Origin of the sequence: Candidatus Salinivivens marinus (assembly GCF_965655845.1) — a bacterium.
In the GTDB taxonomy this organism is placed as follows: domain Bacteria; phylum Pseudomonadota; class Alphaproteobacteria; order Rhodobacterales; family Rhodobacteraceae; genus Salinivivens; species Salinivivens marinus.
In genome coordinates this window covers 58,944-76,030 of record NZ_CBFHHX010000012.1, presented here as the reverse complement: position 1 = coordinate 76,030, position 17,087 = coordinate 58,944, and the positions used below count along the sequence as shown (strand labels likewise).

Here is a 17,087-nt window from a genome sequence, read left to right as displayed (position 1 = left end):
TGACTATTAGGCTTATAGATAATTACAGACGTACTCTTGAGCTGACCGAGATAGAAAACAGATTGAAAGTATTAGTAGATGAGTTCGCAAACGCTTAATAGAAGAATAAATGCAGTTAAAAGTCGGATACCAGTAACTGTAAATCCTGACGAAGAAGCCTCTCTTCAATATATATTAGGTTATCTAGATACTCTGGCTCACAGAAAGCAAACAGGTGATCCTACTGCTCAAGCTGAAATAGAAGCAGTGTGCAAAATGATGAGATATAACTAAACAAATATAGTAAATATGGCTACTGAATGGCTAAAATTTGCAGAACCAAAACATTAAGCCATTGATCTTAAAAGATTTAATTAATAATAGTGGCGGAGACGGTGGGATTCGAACCCACGAGACGGTTTCCCGCCTACACACTTTCCAGGCGTGCGCCTTCGACCACTCGGCCACGTCTCCTTAAGCTCGCTGTTATATACCTTTATCAAGTTTGTAAAAGGGATAATTTACTATGCAGCCTTAATCAACAAAATGAATATTTACACGCCTGTTTTGTTTGCCTTTCTTTTCGATTTTTCCAAGGCGCATTGACCCAATCTCTGATGTACTAGCTACATGAGTTCCACCGCATGGTTGTAAATCAACTTGTTGATCATCAGAACCGATCCTGACAAGTCTCACTCTTCCACTCCCGATGGGCGGTTTAACCGACATAGTTTTTACAAGACCAGGTTGAGCTGCTAATTCTTCATCTGTGATCCACGAATTTGTAATTTTATAGCCTCCGGCAATCAACTCGTTGAGGTGACTTTCAAGCTCCTCTTTATCGGATAAAGACTCTGGCATATTAAAATCTAGCCTGCCCTTTATATCACTTATAGAACCACCAGTTACAGGCAATGGAATTACCACAGATAGCAAGTGAAGAGCTGAATGCACTCTCATATGATTGTAACGAGTTTCCCAATCGATAGATTGCTCAACGGTATCACCTAATTTCGGTAAATAATCATGATTTAAGGGCACTAAAATTATTTTTCCATTCTCGCCTTTACGAGTTGTTACTATCTCACAGAGACCACTACTGAATTGTAAATAGCCCTTATCTCCCGGTTGACCCCCAGAAGTTGGATAAAAAATGGTTTTATCTAAAACAATGGACTTATCTTCACCAATTTCAACAACGCTACCTGAACAGGTTTTTAAATAACTGTCTTCTAGATATAATGGAATGGACAATCAAACATCCTTCAACGCTTCAGGGTTTCTTATCCAAACATCTCGCTGTGCAAAAGGAATTTCAATTCCTTCTTTCGTAAACTGCTTTACAATCTCATGGTTAACATCTGATTTGACCGATAGCATATAATTAACATCGGAAAGAATTGCACGAATTTCAAAATCCATACTATCTGCACCAAAGCCTTGAAAAATAACGCCAGGTGCCGGGTCCTTTGCAACGTGCTCAATTTTAGAAATTATATCCCTCAGAATTTTTTCCACCTTTTTCGTATCGGAACCATAAGCAACACCAACAGGAATAATAACACGACCTATCGTATTTCCACGCGTCCAATTTGTAACAACTCCAGATACTAAATCCGCATTAGGAATTATCACGTCAGTTCTATCAAATGTCTCTATCCTAGTTGAACGAACAGAAATATCACGAACATACCCCATTTTGCCGCTTACTTCGATCCAATCGCCTTGGCTAATAGGTCTCTCAATAAGAAGAATTACACCTGATACAAAATTTGAAACAATGTTTTGAAGTCCAAAACCAATCCCTACAGACAAAGCACCGGCTACAATTGCAAGTGATGATAAATCCAGTCCGGTGCTTGAGATTGCTACGAGTGCTGCAATAAAAATACCAATGTAACCAAGGCCCGCAACCAACGCATTCTGCGCACCGGCATCAAGATTAGTTTTTGGTAAGATACTTCCTCTTAGTGCGGATTGGACCACTCTGGTCAACATATACCCAATTGTAAATAATAAGACAAAGGTGAGAAAATCTAATGGTGAAATTCTACTTTCTCCAATCTTGATACCATCTTGAAACTGTATCCATAGTTCGGTTAGGCTCGAAACACGGGCACCCCAAATTATCGCCAAAAATGGCAACACAGAAATTGTTATTATAAACCCAATCAACACGGGAGCTAACGCGTCCGTCTCCTCTTCAGATTTATTTAAAATTGCAGCATATAGATCAAATGTTAGTCTTTGCAAAATTACAATTAGAGCTAACAAACCAAGAGTTTTAACCATAGGTACTGCAATCGCAGAACCAGCATTTACATAGCCTATAGCAGCGATTAGCGGAGATATTATTGCTACGCCAACTATTATACGTCTAAGAAAACCTAAAAGTTTTAATCTTAAACTGCCTGAGGATGTGTCACCAGAAACAACTAATTTCATTGACGCGGAAATACGCCACAACATAATTCCCGCCAATACAGTTATTGCGCTGGTAAAAACCTCATAAGACTGCTGTTCTATTAATTGCAAACGTGCGAGTTCGGAACCGTAGTCCTGAGCTACCAATATTACTGCACCCAAAACTGCAAATTTTTCTATATTTCTGTGATTAACTTTGTCTGTTTCAAATACTAGCCAAGACATTTGTAGTCTTTCAGCTAGCCAAAGCGCTAAGATAAAATAGCCTACCCAGACATAAAAGTTTTCAGCAATTAAGTCCCCTCTAATACCAAAAACACCTAATGACTGCGCTAAATGAATTAACGAGTAAAGGGCAACATACCGTAATAAGTATTTAACAGAGGAAGATAAGAACCCTGCTACTTTCTCAAACCGTTTTGCTGTTGCATTTAACTGATTGGAAATAGCACCCGAATAAATAAAGAGCAAAATAGAAAGAAAAGATATTAATAATATAGATATTAATCTGTTACTAACCTGCTCTTGAAAATAGTTTGACGACAGAACGTCAGCAGTCTCTTTTGATAGCGTTAAGAAGCTATTGAATAGATCTCCAAGGGTTGTGCCCCATAGTAGCGGATTTAGTATGCTTGGCCCCAATTTAAGAAATTCTAAGGCCTGCCTCTGCGATATTAAGTTATCAATCTCACTTACCATACCGTCAGCGCGATTAAAGGCCTCCTGAGCCCGGACTATTGGCTCATTTAATTTTGAAAGCTGCTTATCTAAAGCAAGCCGACGATCCTCCAATGGGTCAGTGCCATTTTCTAACTTCGGCCCAAGTGACTCAATCTGTGTTCTTATTGTTTCAATTCTATTCTGATTTTCATTTTGTAACTGTTGAAATGATGAACGCCATTGTACCAACTGAGCTCTCAGCTTTTCTAAAGCCTCTACAGATGCTTTGTCTGTTTCGATTACAGTTTCTGCCCTGAGCGCATTTAACTCCCACTTCTCATAGTCAGCAATCTCTTCTGCCAAACTGAAATTAAAGGAAATAAAAACAAAAATAAGTGTTAAAAACATGTTCCGCATAGGGGTTATTCCTCAAATACACTCGGCATACTTACTGGATTATCCAATAACCACTTCGGTACCGGCAAACCCTTACTCTTCAAAAACGAAGGATTGAATAACTTTGATTGGTATCTCGTGCCATAATCACACAAGATCGTAACAATTGTACGATTTGGACCTAATTCCTTGGCTAAATGCATTGCACCGGCAATATTTATTCCGCTGGAGCCTCCCAGACAAAGCCCCTCATTTTCTAATAAATCGAACACAATTGGGATTGCTTCATCATCTCCTATTTGGAAAACGTAATCAGGTTGTAAATCTCGCAGGTTTTCCGTTATCCTACCCTGCCCTATACCCTCTGTAATTGAATTTCCATCAGATTTTAATTCCCCGTATTTATAGTGGGAATAAAGTGCTGCTCCCATAGGATCTGCAAGGCCAATTTTCACACCTTTAGGCTGTAATGCCAAAGCAACACCCGCTAAAGTGCCTCCAGAGCCACATGAACATACAAATCCATCCACCTTACCCTCCGTTTGCGACCAAATCTCAGGACCGGTGGTTTCGACATGGGCCTGTCGATTAGCTACGTTATCAAACTGATTTGCCCAGACAGCACCATTTACTTCAGTTTTATTCAATTCCTCTGCTAGTCTTTGTGAATATTTCACATAATTGTTGGGATTACGGTAAGGAACAGCTGGTACCTGGACAAGCCTGGCCCCTGTAAGCCTCAACATTTCTTTTTTTTCCTCACTTTGCGTTTCGGGTATTACAATAACAGATTTATAACCCATAGAAGCCCCAACGAGAGCGATACCAATGCCTGTATTTCCAGCCGTTCCCTCAACGATTGTGCCTCCCGGACGAAGAAAACCTTTTTCCTCAGCATCTCGTATTATATACAGAGCTGCTCTATCCTTTACAGATTGCCCAGGATTTACAAACTCTGCCTTGCCCAAAATTGAACAACCTGTAGCCTCTGAAGCCGCCCTAAGTTTGATTAAAGGAGTATTTCCAATGCTAGAAGCCAGGTCTTTCGCAATCATATTTTATCAATCTACCAAAATTTTTAAGGATAATCCGAACCGGTTAATTATAAGAAAGTCTATTCTTGTTCAATGCTAACCACAATATCATAGTGTTTAAAGGTAAAACGCGAAGTTTGTCCGATCTACACCAGTCTAAAACCAATTCAAAATCAAAGACATGTGTTCGTATATCTTCACCTTCTTCTTTTAGACCATAAATGCCTGGGGAATAATCTGACAAATCAACTAATCCAACATAATTATAAAAATAAGTAGTCGCCTCGCCCGGATTTGGATAACCAGAGTTAATTTTCACCAATTTATTAACTAAAATGCCAGCTTCCTCGTAGACTTCTCTTTTTGCTGCCTCCTCTGGTTTTTCACCAAATTCAATCATACCCGCAACAGGTTCATAAACCCATGGAGCTCTATCACCTCTACAAAAAGGCCCAATACGAAACTGCTCAATTAAAAGAACTTTATCATTTACTGGATCATATGGAAGTATTAATGACGCCTCAGAACCCATTAAAATAACACGTTTTTTTGTATCTGGTAATGTCTGGCTGAAATATGGGTATTTGAGATTAATTTGGTTCAAGGCAAAAAAACCTAAATATTCTCGCGAAAGACTTTCTACCTGTGCTTTTGCGTGCTTGCTTGGCCCACCTTCAATTACATTGCGTACACTAGATCTCTCTTTTACGTATATTTCTGCCCTTTTTAATATACTATTATACATTCGTTGTGCAGTATCACCAAATTTTGTACCAAAAAAATCCATAAATTCAGTAGTCGCTAGATACTGAATTTCGGAATGTTTGGTAAGCCAATCGTCAAAGCTCCATAAGTTTTTCGAAGCCATGTCTGAACTTTTACAAAAATATGCAAAAACATCTTGCAGGCAATCATTTGTTTCAACCAACGCTTCTCTTAAAACATAACCAAACCCAAGCTCATAATAATTTAACCGTTCAATATCGTGTTCATTTAAATCTTTAAGAACAACCCCGAGGACTTCTGTCCCATCTTTCGGAACAATCACAGGGAATGGACCACCTTCAGCCCAGTAAACGCAAAAATTCTTCAACGTGGCAGTGCAAATTTGCTCAGAATGTAACTCACGACCTAGAACTAATTTCCGAAAAGTTTCCGAGAGAAGCGTTCCAAAGACAAAAATATTCATGAATTAAACTTAATTAATAACGGAACTATTGTAATCTTACGCAATCTAATCAATTGTTGTCAGGTTTTTGCAGCGTGATCTGAGTTACGTCACAATTACCACTCTCAAAAGTAGCAGCGCAGGATGTTAAATAAAAATTCCACATCCGACGGAAACGATCATCGAAGCCCATAGCACTTATATTGTCCCACTTATTGTTGAAAACTTCAAACCAGCGGCGTAAAGTTTGGGAATAACTTTTTCCAAATTCAATAGAATGCTGCACACGTAAACCGGCTCTATGTACCTCTTTCCGGAGAACGGATGGACTTGGTAACATACCTCCAGGGAATATATACTTTTGTATAAAATCAACGCTTTTTCTGTATACTTCCCATCTGGCATCCTGAACGGTGATTATCTGTAATGTTGCCTGCTTGCCAGGCTTCAGACATTGTTTAATTTTATCGAAATATATAGGCCAATACTTCTCACCAACCGCCTCAAACATCTCAATACTAGCAACACCATCGTAAACTCCAGTTTCATCTCTGTAGTCTTGCAGCTTAAAATTAACTTTATCACCTAACCCCTTGTTTTTAATTCTGTTTTGCGCATATTCTAGCTGCTCTTTTGAGATTGTTAAACCAGTTACTTTTAAACCTCTCTCCTTGGCTGCATACTCTGCAAATCCACCCCACCCGCAGCCAATTTCCAAAACATGATCACCAGGCTTAACACCCATCTGATCAACCATACTAGCATATTTAGCAATTTGAGCTTTTTCTAAGCTTTCTTGGCTAGTATTAAAAAGCGCAGAAGAGTATGTCATAGTGTCGTCCAGCCACAAGCTGTAGAAATCATTTCCCAAATCGTAATGATAGCTTATATTTTTTAGAGCTTGACGTTTAGTGTTTGATTGAAGCCAAAACCTAGCTTTCTCCCAAGCTCGAACTAGTGCCATTCCTGGAAAACCATCATACATATCATCATTGTCTGCATGAATAAAATCCATAAAAGCCTGCAAGTCTGGTGTCGTCCACCAACCATCGAGATAAGCATCACAGAAACCTAGATCGCCTTCACGAACCAATCGAGCAAAAACATCAGGATTATTGATTGTAACCTCTGCAACAGGGCCCGGCTTCGATCCTTCTGCCCTAAACCTTCTTCCATCTGGTAAAATAAAATCTACCCGACCCGAATTAAGCTTACCAACGAGATCAAATACTCGGGCAAAATATCGAGGTAAATTTTGTTGATTATTCGTTGATGTCAAAACTGACATAATTCAAAAACCCCTATTCGAATATACTTCCAATGCTCTTTTTCGCCCCTCCTCAGGAGACATTATAGCTGGAGGATAGACAGATTCTTTATCAAATTTCCAGTGTTTTGGTATTGCATTGAAGTAAGATAAAGAAGTGTCGGATGGAGTGTCTGATAATTCAGCAATCCAGCGTTTAGTATAGATACCCTCAGGGTCAAATTTTTGCAGTTGAGTTACGGGGTTAAAAACTCGAAAATAAGGCGTGGCATCTGGACCCGAGCCCGCCGACCATTGCCAGCCCATTGCATTAGAAGCAGGATCCCAATCAATTAAACAATCACTAAACCACTCTAAACCAATGCGCCAGTGGGTCATAAGGTGCTTTGTCAAGAATGAAGCAACCATCATCCTGCCACGATTATGCATACGACCAGTAACATACATTTCCCGCATCGCAGCATCGACGAATGGAATACCAGTTCTTCCTTGTTTCCATGCGATTACATCCTCGTGGTTTGAATCTGTGCGCCAAGGAAAAGCCTCCCACTCCTCTCTCCAACTTTTACTTACAATATGAGGTGTATGATAAATCAAATGATAAGCAAATTCACGCCAAACCAATTCCTTTAAAAATGTCTCAGCTCCCATAACCCCATCTAAGAAAGTGGGAAAAGCGCTATTCCAGCATTGATTTGGACTTATTTCACCCCAAGCAAGGTGATCTGATAGTAGCGAGGTAGCATTCAAATGGGGAATATTTCTATCTTCTGAATAATTAGAAACCGGTCCGTCGAGAAAATTTTTAAGTTTAGTCTGAGCAGCAAGCTCCCCAGCTTCTATATATTTACCTAAAATATTGCTTCCACCGGACATAGCAGCTCCTAGACTGAGATCTTCTACTGTTAATGTAGGGGGTCTTTCACTGGGAGAAGAAATAGAGTTGGGAGAATTGAGAGTAAGGTCCACGAATTGATCTTTTACAGAGTTCCAAAATGGAGTGTAAACTCTATAAAAGCCTCCTGTTTTTGTGCTTACTTTCCAAGGTTCGAATAAAACCTGCCCTCGATAACTTTTAGCATTTATGCAATTTGCTTTAAGGTCTTGTTTAATTTCGGTATCGCGTTCGATTGCATTGGGATCAAGATCACGGCTCCACACAACAGAAGTTGCTCCAGTTTCATTTATTAACTCTCGCAATACCGCTCTTGCTGGACCTTTTCTAATAGTCAAATACGAACCCAATTGTTCATATTGTTTTTGCAAGGAGACTAAACTTTTTTCCAAACGGAATTTTGGGGCTGCGCCGAGCTGCGAAAACCAATCATCGTAAATAAAAACGGGAAGTACATAAGCACCAGAATTTACTGCTTCAGAAAGTGCTGGATTATCAGAAACACGCATATCGCGCCGTATCCAATATAAAATAGTGGCTTGGTCGGACAAAACTGATCTCTAATTATTATACAAAGCAATCTAGAGCATCTACTAACTTTTCAATCTCTTCACGATTTGTATAGTGGACAAAACTTAATCTTAGTACACCCTTGCTTGTATCTATGTCATGCGCCTCCAAAGCTCGAACAGCGTAAAAGTCGCCACTGCCCGCCATAATACCCTTTTGAGCAAGTTTGTTTGTTACGTCTTTTGGATCCTGTTTAATGTCCAATGCAATAGTTGGAGCCCTCAAACCTGCTTTATCAGGCCCTAGAAGCCTTACAGAGTTTTTATTTGACGCCCATTCAAGAAGAGGCGGCATAATTTGAGTTTCATGCGCTCTCATTAAGTCATGGACGAATTCGCCACGTTCTGTTGCCGATGCTGATGACGAACCTCCATGGTGCTGATGGAGAGTATCAATATAGTCGGCAATGCCGGCACAGGCAGCAATTTGTGCGTGATCTGGTCCAGCAGGAGTAAATCGTTTGGATAAATATTTTGCATTGAAATAATGGCCTTGATTAGGAAGTGTTTCCCCCAAAGCTTTTCTAACAACCATTATGCCTTGATGTGGACCATATGTTTTATAAGATGAGAACATATATATATCCGCGCCAATCTTACCCACATTTGGCAGTCCATGAGGCGCATAACTTACCCCATCAACGCAAGCAAACGCACCGGATGAATGTATTAAACCTACTATTTTAGAGACGTCATTAATTTCACCGACAACATTTGAGCAGTGAGGGAAACATACGAGTTTAACTCGGTCGTCTAAAAGCTTTTGCAAATCATTGATGTCAAGATGGCCAGTGTCTTTATTCAGTCGCCACTCTAAGACTGTAATTCCTCTGTCAGCAAGTCTCCTCCAAGGACCTGTATTAGCTTCATGATCTTGATTTGTAACTATTATAGAGTCACCATCCTTTAACCAGTTGGCAAAGGCATTCGCCAGCACGTAGGTGTTTTGCGTTGTTGAAGGTCCAAAACTTACTTCATCAGTTTCAACCCCAAGTATAGCGGCAAGGCGAAGTTGCGCATCATCCATTTCCTCACCCCCAAGCCGCGACGCTTCGTAACTTGAGTATGGTTGAACTTTCCTTTGCGTGTAGAACCGATGTAATCTATCTATAACCTGCTGGCAGGCATATGATCCTCCTGCATTCTCAAAAAATGCTTGATCCTTTAATGTCGGTTGTGAAAAAGCAGGGAATTGCTGTCTCACAAAATCAATATCTAAATGCATTAAGCCTACCTAAAAATTAAGGATTAGTACTGAAAAAATCTGACAATTAATAATTATATTGTATTATTATAAAGTATTAAATTCTATGGGAAAACAATTACTTATTTACATCGACAACAACTCGTCCTTTTATTTGACCGCTCTGAATTTCCTTTCCCAACCTTGGAAGGTCCGCAAGGACTGCATCGTTTATCATTCCATCAAGTTTTTCCATTGGTAGGTCAGTTGTAATACGGTTCCATGCCCTAACCCTATTTTCATAGGGTTGCATTGCACTGTCAATTCCCAGCATATTTACGCCTCGGAGCAAAAAGGGTATAACATTTGCAGGAATTGCAGTCCCACTGGCATTACCAACCACTGCTACCGATGCTCCATATTTTAACTGCCCGAGCAATCTTGCAAGCATTTCACCACCAACAGCATCAACGCATCCAGCCCATGTTGCCGCTTCTAAAGGCCTTTTAATTGCCTCGTTTATTTCACCGCGTTCTACTATTTGAGATGCACCCAGATCCTTAAGATAATTACTAGCTTCTGGTCGACCAGTCACTGCTGCGACTTCATATCCAATATTAGCTAATATAGCTGTCGCCACAGAGCCTACTCCACCGGCAGCACCCGTTACCAGCACAGGTCCATGCTCTTGCTTTAAACCTTGATCCTCTAATGCCTGGATCGCCAACATCGCTGAAAAACCTGCCGTTCCAACAGCCATTGCCTGTTTAGTTGTTATGCCAGCGGGCAGCGGAACAAGCCAATCAGCTTTGACTCTGGCTTTTTGAGCATATCCACCCCAGTATGCCTCTCCTACCCGCCAGCCAGTCAAAATTACTTTATCACCTTGATTGTATCTCGGATCATCCGAACTCTCTACCGTTCCCGAAAAATCAACACCAGGAACATGAGGGTAGTTCCTTACTAAACCGCCTCCCGCTCCAAGACATAATCCATCCTTCCAATTAACAGTTGAATACTCAACCGCAACCACCACCTCACCGTCGGGTAAGTCCTCAAGTGTTACTTGAGACACACCAGATGATGTTTTACCATCCTCATCTTTATTAACTACTAGAGCATTAAACATAAAATTTTCCTTCTAAATCCAAAAACTTTCTTTGACGATGGCATCTCTTGCGCCGTCATTTGTAACTACCTGAACTTTGGTATTTTCATCCCAATGGGTCATTTTAACCATTCCTACTGCGACGTTCGTTTTGAAGTCAGGTGAATATGCCGCGGAGCTCACTCGACCCACTTGTTTATCATTCGCAATAATTGGCCACCAACGGTCACACACACCAACCTCGGGTCCGCTTATTTCTATTGCTCTAATCATTTGCGTTGGACCCTCCTTAGCAACTCGCAGTAAAGCATCTCTTCCGACACATCCCAATGCGTCATGAGTATCACAAAATTTACCTAAACCACATTCATGAGGAGTATTATCATCAGTCATGTCATTCCCATAGCTTAGAAGGCCTCCTTCAATTCTTTCGATTAAATTTGGGCACCCAGCATGAACATTATATTTCTTACCAGCTTCAAATAATGCATTCCAAAGTGGCATAGCATTCTGATAACCTTCAACGTAAATTTCAAAACCACCCTGTTTTGAATAGCCAGAGCGCGCTACGATCAAAGCCTGATTATTAAACTCTAACCGTTTAAATCTAAAGAATCTTATACTCCTGACTTCATCACCGAAAACGTCTGCCATTAGGTCGTCTGATTTTGGACCCTGAACCGCAAGTGGGCTAATGTCAGGCTCATCTACTAACACATCAAGACGCCAGCCATTTGCAATTCCCTTGATCCAATAAAGGAGATCACTATCAGCAATAGAAACCCACCAATGTTCATCGCTGATTTTAACAGCCACCGGATCATTCAACATACCTCCAGTTTCATCAACTATTGGAACATAATAACACTGACCGCCATACATTTCTCGCAAATCTCTAGGTGTAAGCATTTGCATTAATCGGGCAGCATCTGGGCCCTTAAGTTCGATTTGGCGTTCAACAGCTACATCCCAAACTTGCACTTCTGATTTTAAGTGATGATAATCTTCCTGAACACTTCGAAAGACTGTTGGGAGTAGCATATGGTTATAAACCGTATATGCCTTGACACCAGCGGCTTCTACGCCTTCAGAAAATACTGTTCTACGAAGTCTTCTAGACGGAGACAGAAGTGCCATATCTGAAATCCTTTTAGTAATTACCTAGGGCCTCTCCAGTCGATCTGGCAAATTTCTGCGGAACGCCCATCAAAATCCCAAACTCGACCGTGTGCACGAACCCGTCCTTTAGTAGCCGTTGCTACAGTTATATCTGGACCCATCCAATATTCAGTATTTGTTACGACAATATCCTTACCACCATTGCCAACAACAGGTACGATCTCACCTTGGATTTTTTTTCCTACAATTAGCCTTCGTGCATTACCCTCGGTTGTGAATTCAACTGGCGCTCGTTCTGCACCCAAAAACTCACTCACTAAAACCTTAAACAGACCAGTAGTGCCCTTAGCTTTGCCACTAAAGATATTTATCAGTGCCTCATAAGCTGCATGACTAGCCCTATCATCAATGTAAGCAGCAGCTTTCCAGTTTCCCCTTGCCATAAGACCAGGGATTTCAAGAACCAAACCGACATTTAACCCACTGAGGTTCTCATCCCCATAAAAACCATCATCAATTCTCACCCCAGCCCAAGCCTGACAGTAGCCCTCTGTTGGAGCATGCTTGCCAAGAGAGACAACGCAAGGACAAAAAATGGTGCAATTACAATTTAAAATTAATTCGCCTTTAACAGCCCAAGGCGTCAGCCCGTCCTCTTTAGGACCAGCTGCCGGGTGTCTGCTTGATATTTTTGCAGGCGCTTCAATTTTCTCATCGACCATAAGCCAATCCTTTCCAATTAAAAAATAAATAAATTTAAGCCAGATAAAATCAAAATTAATCCGAGTGGCATTGTTAAAAAACGACCATATTGTGGCAATTTTTCAATTATCATTAAAAATGTAGCTAATCCCATGAATGCTAAATTCATCACACCACCAACAAATGAAATGAGCATTAAGGCCCAACAGCATCCAAGACATACAGCTCCCAGCCGCAAACCATTAGCCAAAGGGCCCTGTTCAAAGTACTGCATAAAAAAGGTCAGAGGCCTTCTACATTTTGCCAAACATGCTTGTTTTAAACTCGTAAATTGGTAGAGGCCTGCAAAAAACAAAATAAGGCCAGACAATTTAGAGGACGTAACCTGACCCAAATTATCCAAATACCCATAAATGAATAAGGCCATTTGTGAAACTGCTGCAAAAAAAGAAAAAACTATCCAGACGGTTAAATATCCAAGTAGTAGGCGCAATAGATTTATCTCTACATTATCGCCTAACTCTTCATAAACAGCAAAAGCTGGCAAAGCCGTAGGTGCCATCATTGCTGCTGACATTAGTATCCACATCGAAAAAATTTGAAAAAAACCACTAACATCAGGAGTGATTATACAAAACTCATTAAAGAAATTAGCGCCGTAGATTTTTGATAGTAGGCGAAGTTCATTTGGTACTGATAGTAAATATAAGAACAACCATGCTATAGAAATCGAAAGAAAAAGCACGATCCAATGGACCTGTGTCATTTTTCGTACTTGTTCAGAAATCATGTAGACCTCAACGCGTTACAGACGGGACTAATGCATGATGCAGCAGTTTTTGACAATTCAAATATTAATAAACGTAGCGTCAGTGTATTTTGCATTTTCTATTGCAGTACTTTCATGCTGCTTGTATGGTCTAAGTGCTCTTTGAGCTATGGACATAAACGCGCTCGTAATAAGCGGATCGGACCTCGGGGCGGTACCGAGCGGCTCCACCATTATTTACCAGTACGGTTATATGGGGTCGAAATAGGATAGACGAACGTGTAAAGGGGAAGGCTTTGTCTCGGCGGGATGCCACCGTTATCGGCGCAAAAAGTACAATTGCAAATGACAATCGTGCTCCAGTAGCAATGGCTGCTTAAGCAGTCGGAGATACTGAACTTTAATCCCTAGTGACTAGCATCACTAGGTGGGGTTAGAGCGGTTCCTCGCAACAGAATACCGCTCACTAAATTTATGCTCTTATGTTAAATATACGTCAGCCGTTCGGTATGTAATCAATTTAATCCTTTTGTTTTTTTTGAATTATTTCTATTGTGCTCATAATTATTTAGAGGCCTTAAACATGAGTAAAAACATCGACTACGGAACATTGATGCACAAAGCAATGCGTACTCTAATTTTTGATGTTCTAAAAGATGTTGAAAAAAATGGCCTTCCAGGAGAGCATCATTTTTTTATAACCTTCGACACTACAGTGGAAGGTGTTGAAATTTCTGAATGGCTTCGCCAAAGATACCCTGAAGAAATGACTATCGTTATTCAGCATTGGTTTGATGGACTTGATGTAAAAAAGGACGGTTTTAGCATCACATTAAATTTTGGTGATCAACCCGAGCCTTTGGTCATTCCATTCCTTTCAATCTTAACATTTGTAGATCCATCAGTAGAATTTGGACTTCGATTTGAGCAAAATGAGGATGACGAATTACCTCAAGTTTCTGATATGGATCAAACAACTGTGAAAGAAAAAGAAAGTTCAAAGAAAAAAGGTGATGTTGTAAGTTTAGACAGCTTCAGAAAATGAATTCCCGAAATTAGATTAGAATATAAATTATTGAAGAAATAAAATAGATGACAGAAACTCGTACCGAAACTGATAGCTTTGGCCCATTACAAGTGCCAAATTCAAAATATTGGGGCGCTCAAACCCAACGCTCAATTTTGAATTTTCCAATTGGATGGGAAAAACAACCAGCCGCGATAATTCGAGCACTCGGTGTAATAAAAAAGGCTTGCGCCTTAGCCAATGTGGAAGCCGGAAAATTAAATAAACCTCATGGAATGGCGATTGTGGAGGCCGCCTCAGAGGTTATTGCAGGTAAACTAGATGATCACTTTCCGTTAGTCGTTTGGCAAACAGGTTCGGGAACCCAATCTAATATGAACGCAAATGAAGTCATTGCAAACCGTGCCATTGAATTATTAGGTGGAACTATTGGTTCAAAAGACCCTATTCATCCAAATGATCATTGCAATATGGGTCAATCATCAAATGATACATTCCCCACCGCAATGCACATAGCTACTGCAAGTACGGCCCACAATACACTCATACCCACTTTAAGAAAACTTGTGGACGCTATAGATGTAAAAATAGTTGAATTTGAGGGAATAATTAAAATTGGTCGCACCCATACGCAGGATGCAACCCCTTTGACTTTATCTCAGGAATTTTCAGGCTACAGGCATCAGGTTCAAAAGGGAATTGACCGAATTGAAAAATCTCTAGAAGATATTTACGAGTTAGCCCAAGGAGGCACGGCGGTTGGTACTGGCTTAAATACATCCGTTGGATGGGATAATACAGTGGCAAAATACATCGCTGAGGAGACTAAGCTTCCATTTGTCTCCGCCCCAAATAAGTTTGAAGCGCTAGCATCACACGATGCTATGGTAGAAATGTCAGGAAGTTTAAAAACTTTAGCAGCAGGTCTTTTTAAGATTGCTAACGACATAAGGTTTTTGGGGTCCGGGCCCCGTTGTGGTTTAGGTGAGCTTATTTTGCCAGAAAACGAACCGGGTTCATCAATAATGCCCGGAAAGGTAAACCCAACACAGTGTGAAGCCCTTACGCAAGTTTGTGCTCAAGTCATTGGCAATGATGCTGCCGTTGGTCTTGCAGGCTCCCAGGGACATTTTGAATTGAATGTATTCAAACCGATGATTTCTTATAATGTCATACAGTCAATGCAGCTGTTAGGAGATGCTTGTTCTGCCTTTACTGATAACCTGATAAAAAATTTAAAGGCAGATAAACATCGAATTGAAAAATTAATGCGAGAAAGTTTAATGTTAGTCACTGCGCTCGCACCTAAGATAGGTTATGACAACGCCACAACAGTCGCAAAAACTGCCCATAAAAATGGAACAACTCTAAAAGAAGAAGCAGTAAAACTAGGTTTTGTTGACGATGAAACCTTCGATGAAATTGTAAAACCAGAAAATATGGTTGGACCTACCTAAAATTAATCTTCAGAAAATGCGACCCCGAAAAAGATCTCTTATTCTTAACGGACACAATACCTCGGTCTCCCTAGAGGACCTTTTTTGGGAGGAACTTAAAAATATTGCTAAAGAGGAAGAGCTATCAATAAACCAACTTGTTGCCAAAATAGATGAAAGTAGAAATTTCGAGAAAAGTGGTCTTGCGACAGAGTTAAGAGAATTTGTTTTAAAACACCATCTCAAGAAAAAGTAGACTTTAACTTTAATTTTTTTGTCCAAATAAAGACTAACCTAGAGTTCCTAAAACAGGAAAAGTCTCGAGCAACCAAAAAGATAAATCGGTAAATCCACCAGACAGCATCAAGAGACCGACCGTCCAAAGTAGAAGCCCCATAATACGCTCAATAATTGCGAAATTGCGCTTAAAATAGTTTAATGTATTCCCCATTTTTGACAAAAATGCCGCCACTACGATAAATGGAACCCCTAAACCAAGTGCATAAAAACCAAGTAAAATCAATCCTTTATGTAACGAAGCTTCGCTGGCCGCCAAACTTAGAATTGCACCAAGTTGAGGGCCAATACAAGGCGTCCAACCAAAGGCAAATGCAAGACCTAGAAGATAAGCTCCAAAAAATGAACCTCCGATTTTGCCTGTGTCAAATCTAACTTCTCTGTTTAGTAATGGAATTTGGACTATACCTAAAAAATGTAATCCGAAGCCCATAATTAACAGCCCAGCAAGAGTAGTTAAAAAATCCTTGTGCCCCAGTAAAAGAATGCCAAATGATGAAGCAGCAAGACCAAGAATGAGAAAAACAGTAGAAAGCCCAAGTACGAACGAAGTTGCTACCAGAACAACTTTTACATTCCTTTTTTGGCTGGAAGTATCTAACGAAATTCCACTCATATAAGCTAAGTAGGGTGGCACTATCGGTAAAACGCATGGACTTAGAAAAGAAATAAGGCCAGCCAGAACTGAAACTAAAGCTGCAGGCAATATAGAAGCGTCAAAAATATCAATTCCAAGCATCGATTATCCTTATTAACTTATCTTAATTAACCAGATACACTAAGACTTTTAAATAGACGTATTATAGAAAAAAGCTACAAACGTAACATGAGAGAAAAAATTTTAGACGCTACAGGTCTTCTTTGCCCACTACCGGTGCTAAAACTCAGAAAGCATCTTAAATCCATGGAGCTTGGAGATATAGTTCTGGTTCTTGCGGACGATCCAGCTGCAGCCATAGACATTCCACATTTTTGCAACGAAACAGGTCACACATTGATTTCAAAAGAGCCTGGCGAGAAAGGTTCAACAAGATACAAGGTCAAAAAATAGATA

17 protein-coding genes, 1 tRNA gene and 1 other RNA gene are annotated in these 17,087 nt (G+C 40.2%); 6 read left to right on the top strand and 13 right to left on the bottom strand.

What is annotated here, in order from left to right; all coding sequences use genetic code 11:
• Positions 1-78: 78 nt before the first annotated feature.
• A complete protein-coding gene (locus ACTF5Q_RS10845) occupies positions 79-273 on the top strand; it encodes a hypothetical protein (RefSeq protein ID WP_438954624.1) in 195 nt (64 codons plus the stop codon).
• A 90-nt stretch (positions 274-363) separates the two neighbouring features.
• Here the strand turns inward: ACTF5Q_RS10845 and ACTF5Q_RS10840 are convergent.
• The 12 genes from ACTF5Q_RS10840 to ACTF5Q_RS10785 form a co-directional block, all read right to left on the bottom strand.
• A tRNA-Ser gene (locus ACTF5Q_RS10840) sits at positions 364-453 on the bottom strand.
• 60 nt (positions 454-513) lie between these two features.
• A complete protein-coding gene (locus tag ACTF5Q_RS10835) occupies positions 514-1,233 on the bottom strand; it encodes an alanyl-tRNA editing protein (RefSeq protein WP_438954623.1) in 720 nt (239 codons plus the stop codon).
• The gene (locus tag ACTF5Q_RS10830; protein ID WP_438954622.1) at positions 1,234-3,480 is read right to left on the bottom strand and encodes a DUF3772 domain-containing protein; all 2,247 of its coding nucleotides are present in this window, start codon (positions 3,478-3,480) and stop codon (positions 1,234-1,236) included.
• Positions 3,481-3,485: 5 nt separating this feature from the next.
• Positions 3,486-4,514, bottom strand: coding sequence for a cysteine synthase A (locus ACTF5Q_RS10825; RefSeq protein WP_438954621.1), 1,029 nt, complete (start codon positions 4,512-4,514; stop codon positions 3,486-3,488).
• Positions 4,515-4,557: 43 nt separating this feature from the next.
• Positions 4,558-5,682: a gamma-glutamylcyclotransferase gene (locus ACTF5Q_RS10820; RefSeq protein ID WP_438954620.1), complete on the bottom strand. Its 1,125-nt coding sequence runs from the start codon at positions 5,680-5,682 to the stop codon at positions 4,558-4,560.
• 49 nt (positions 5,683-5,731) lie between these two features.
• Positions 5,732-6,949: a class I SAM-dependent methyltransferase gene (locus ACTF5Q_RS10815; protein ID WP_438954619.1), complete on the bottom strand. Its 1,218-nt coding sequence runs from the start codon at positions 6,947-6,949 to the stop codon at positions 5,732-5,734.
• Between the two features lie 3 nt (positions 6,950-6,952).
• Entirely contained in the window at positions 6,953-8,374 is a 1,422-nt protein-coding gene (locus ACTF5Q_RS10810; RefSeq protein WP_438954618.1) for a cryptochrome/photolyase family protein, read from the bottom strand.
• Positions 8,375-8,390: 16 nt separating this feature from the next.
• Positions 8,391-9,617, bottom strand: a complete 1,227-nt coding sequence (locus ACTF5Q_RS10805; RefSeq protein WP_438954617.1) for an aminotransferase class V-fold PLP-dependent enzyme — start codon at positions 9,615-9,617, stop codon at positions 8,391-8,393.
• Between the two features lie 97 nt (positions 9,618-9,714).
• On the bottom strand, positions 9,715-10,704 hold the full coding sequence (locus ACTF5Q_RS10800; protein WP_438954616.1) for an acrylyl-CoA reductase family protein: 990 nt from the start codon (positions 10,702-10,704) through the stop codon (positions 9,715-9,717).
• Between the two features lie 12 nt (positions 10,705-10,716).
• Positions 10,717-11,820, bottom strand: coding sequence for a dimethylsulfoniopropionate demethylase (locus ACTF5Q_RS10795; RefSeq protein WP_438954615.1), 1,104 nt, complete (start codon positions 11,818-11,820; stop codon positions 10,717-10,719).
• Between the two features lie 20 nt (positions 11,821-11,840).
• The gene (locus ACTF5Q_RS10790; RefSeq protein WP_438954614.1) at positions 11,841-12,524 is read right to left on the bottom strand and encodes a DUF1326 domain-containing protein; all 684 of its coding nucleotides are present in this window, start codon (positions 12,522-12,524) and stop codon (positions 11,841-11,843) included.
• A 17-nt stretch (positions 12,525-12,541) separates the two neighbouring features.
• Complete coding sequence (locus ACTF5Q_RS10785; RefSeq protein WP_438954613.1) at positions 12,542-13,294, bottom strand: DUF2182 domain-containing protein; 753 nt, start codon at positions 13,292-13,294, stop codon at positions 12,542-12,544.
• Positions 13,295-13,391: 97 nt separating this feature from the next.
• Here ACTF5Q_RS10785 and ssrA point away from each other — a divergent pair.
• The 4 genes from ssrA (at position 13,392) to ACTF5Q_RS10765 (ending at position 15,992) form a co-directional block, all read left to right on the top strand.
• Positions 13,392-13,739, top strand: a transfer-messenger RNA (tmRNA) gene (gene ssrA, locus ACTF5Q_RS10780).
• A gap of 117 nt (positions 13,740-13,856) precedes the next feature.
• Complete coding sequence (locus ACTF5Q_RS10775; protein WP_438954612.1) at positions 13,857-14,318, top strand: SspB family protein; 462 nt, start codon at positions 13,857-13,859, stop codon at positions 14,316-14,318.
• Positions 14,319-14,365: 47 nt separating this feature from the next.
• A complete protein-coding gene (gene fumC / locus ACTF5Q_RS10770; protein ID WP_438954611.1) occupies positions 14,366-15,757 on the top strand; it encodes a class II fumarate hydratase in 1,392 nt (463 codons plus the stop codon).
• Between the two features lie 16 nt (positions 15,758-15,773).
• The gene (locus tag ACTF5Q_RS10765; protein WP_438954627.1) at positions 15,774-15,992 is read left to right on the top strand and encodes a ribbon-helix-helix domain-containing protein; all 219 of its coding nucleotides are present in this window, start codon (positions 15,774-15,776) and stop codon (positions 15,990-15,992) included.
• A 33-nt stretch (positions 15,993-16,025) separates the two neighbouring features.
• Here ACTF5Q_RS10765 and ACTF5Q_RS10760 read toward each other — a convergent pair whose 3' ends face one another.
• On the bottom strand, positions 16,026-16,772 hold the full coding sequence (locus ACTF5Q_RS10760; RefSeq protein ID WP_438954610.1) for a cytochrome c biogenesis CcdA family protein: 747 nt from the start codon (positions 16,770-16,772) through the stop codon (positions 16,026-16,028).
• A gap of 87 nt (positions 16,773-16,859) precedes the next feature.
• On the opposite strand from ACTF5Q_RS10760, the gene ACTF5Q_RS10755 reads away from it, so the two are divergent.
• Complete coding sequence (locus ACTF5Q_RS10755; RefSeq protein ID WP_153692076.1) at positions 16,860-17,084, top strand: sulfurtransferase TusA family protein; 225 nt, start codon at positions 16,860-16,862, stop codon at positions 17,082-17,084.
• Positions 17,085-17,087: the final 3 nt, after the last annotated feature.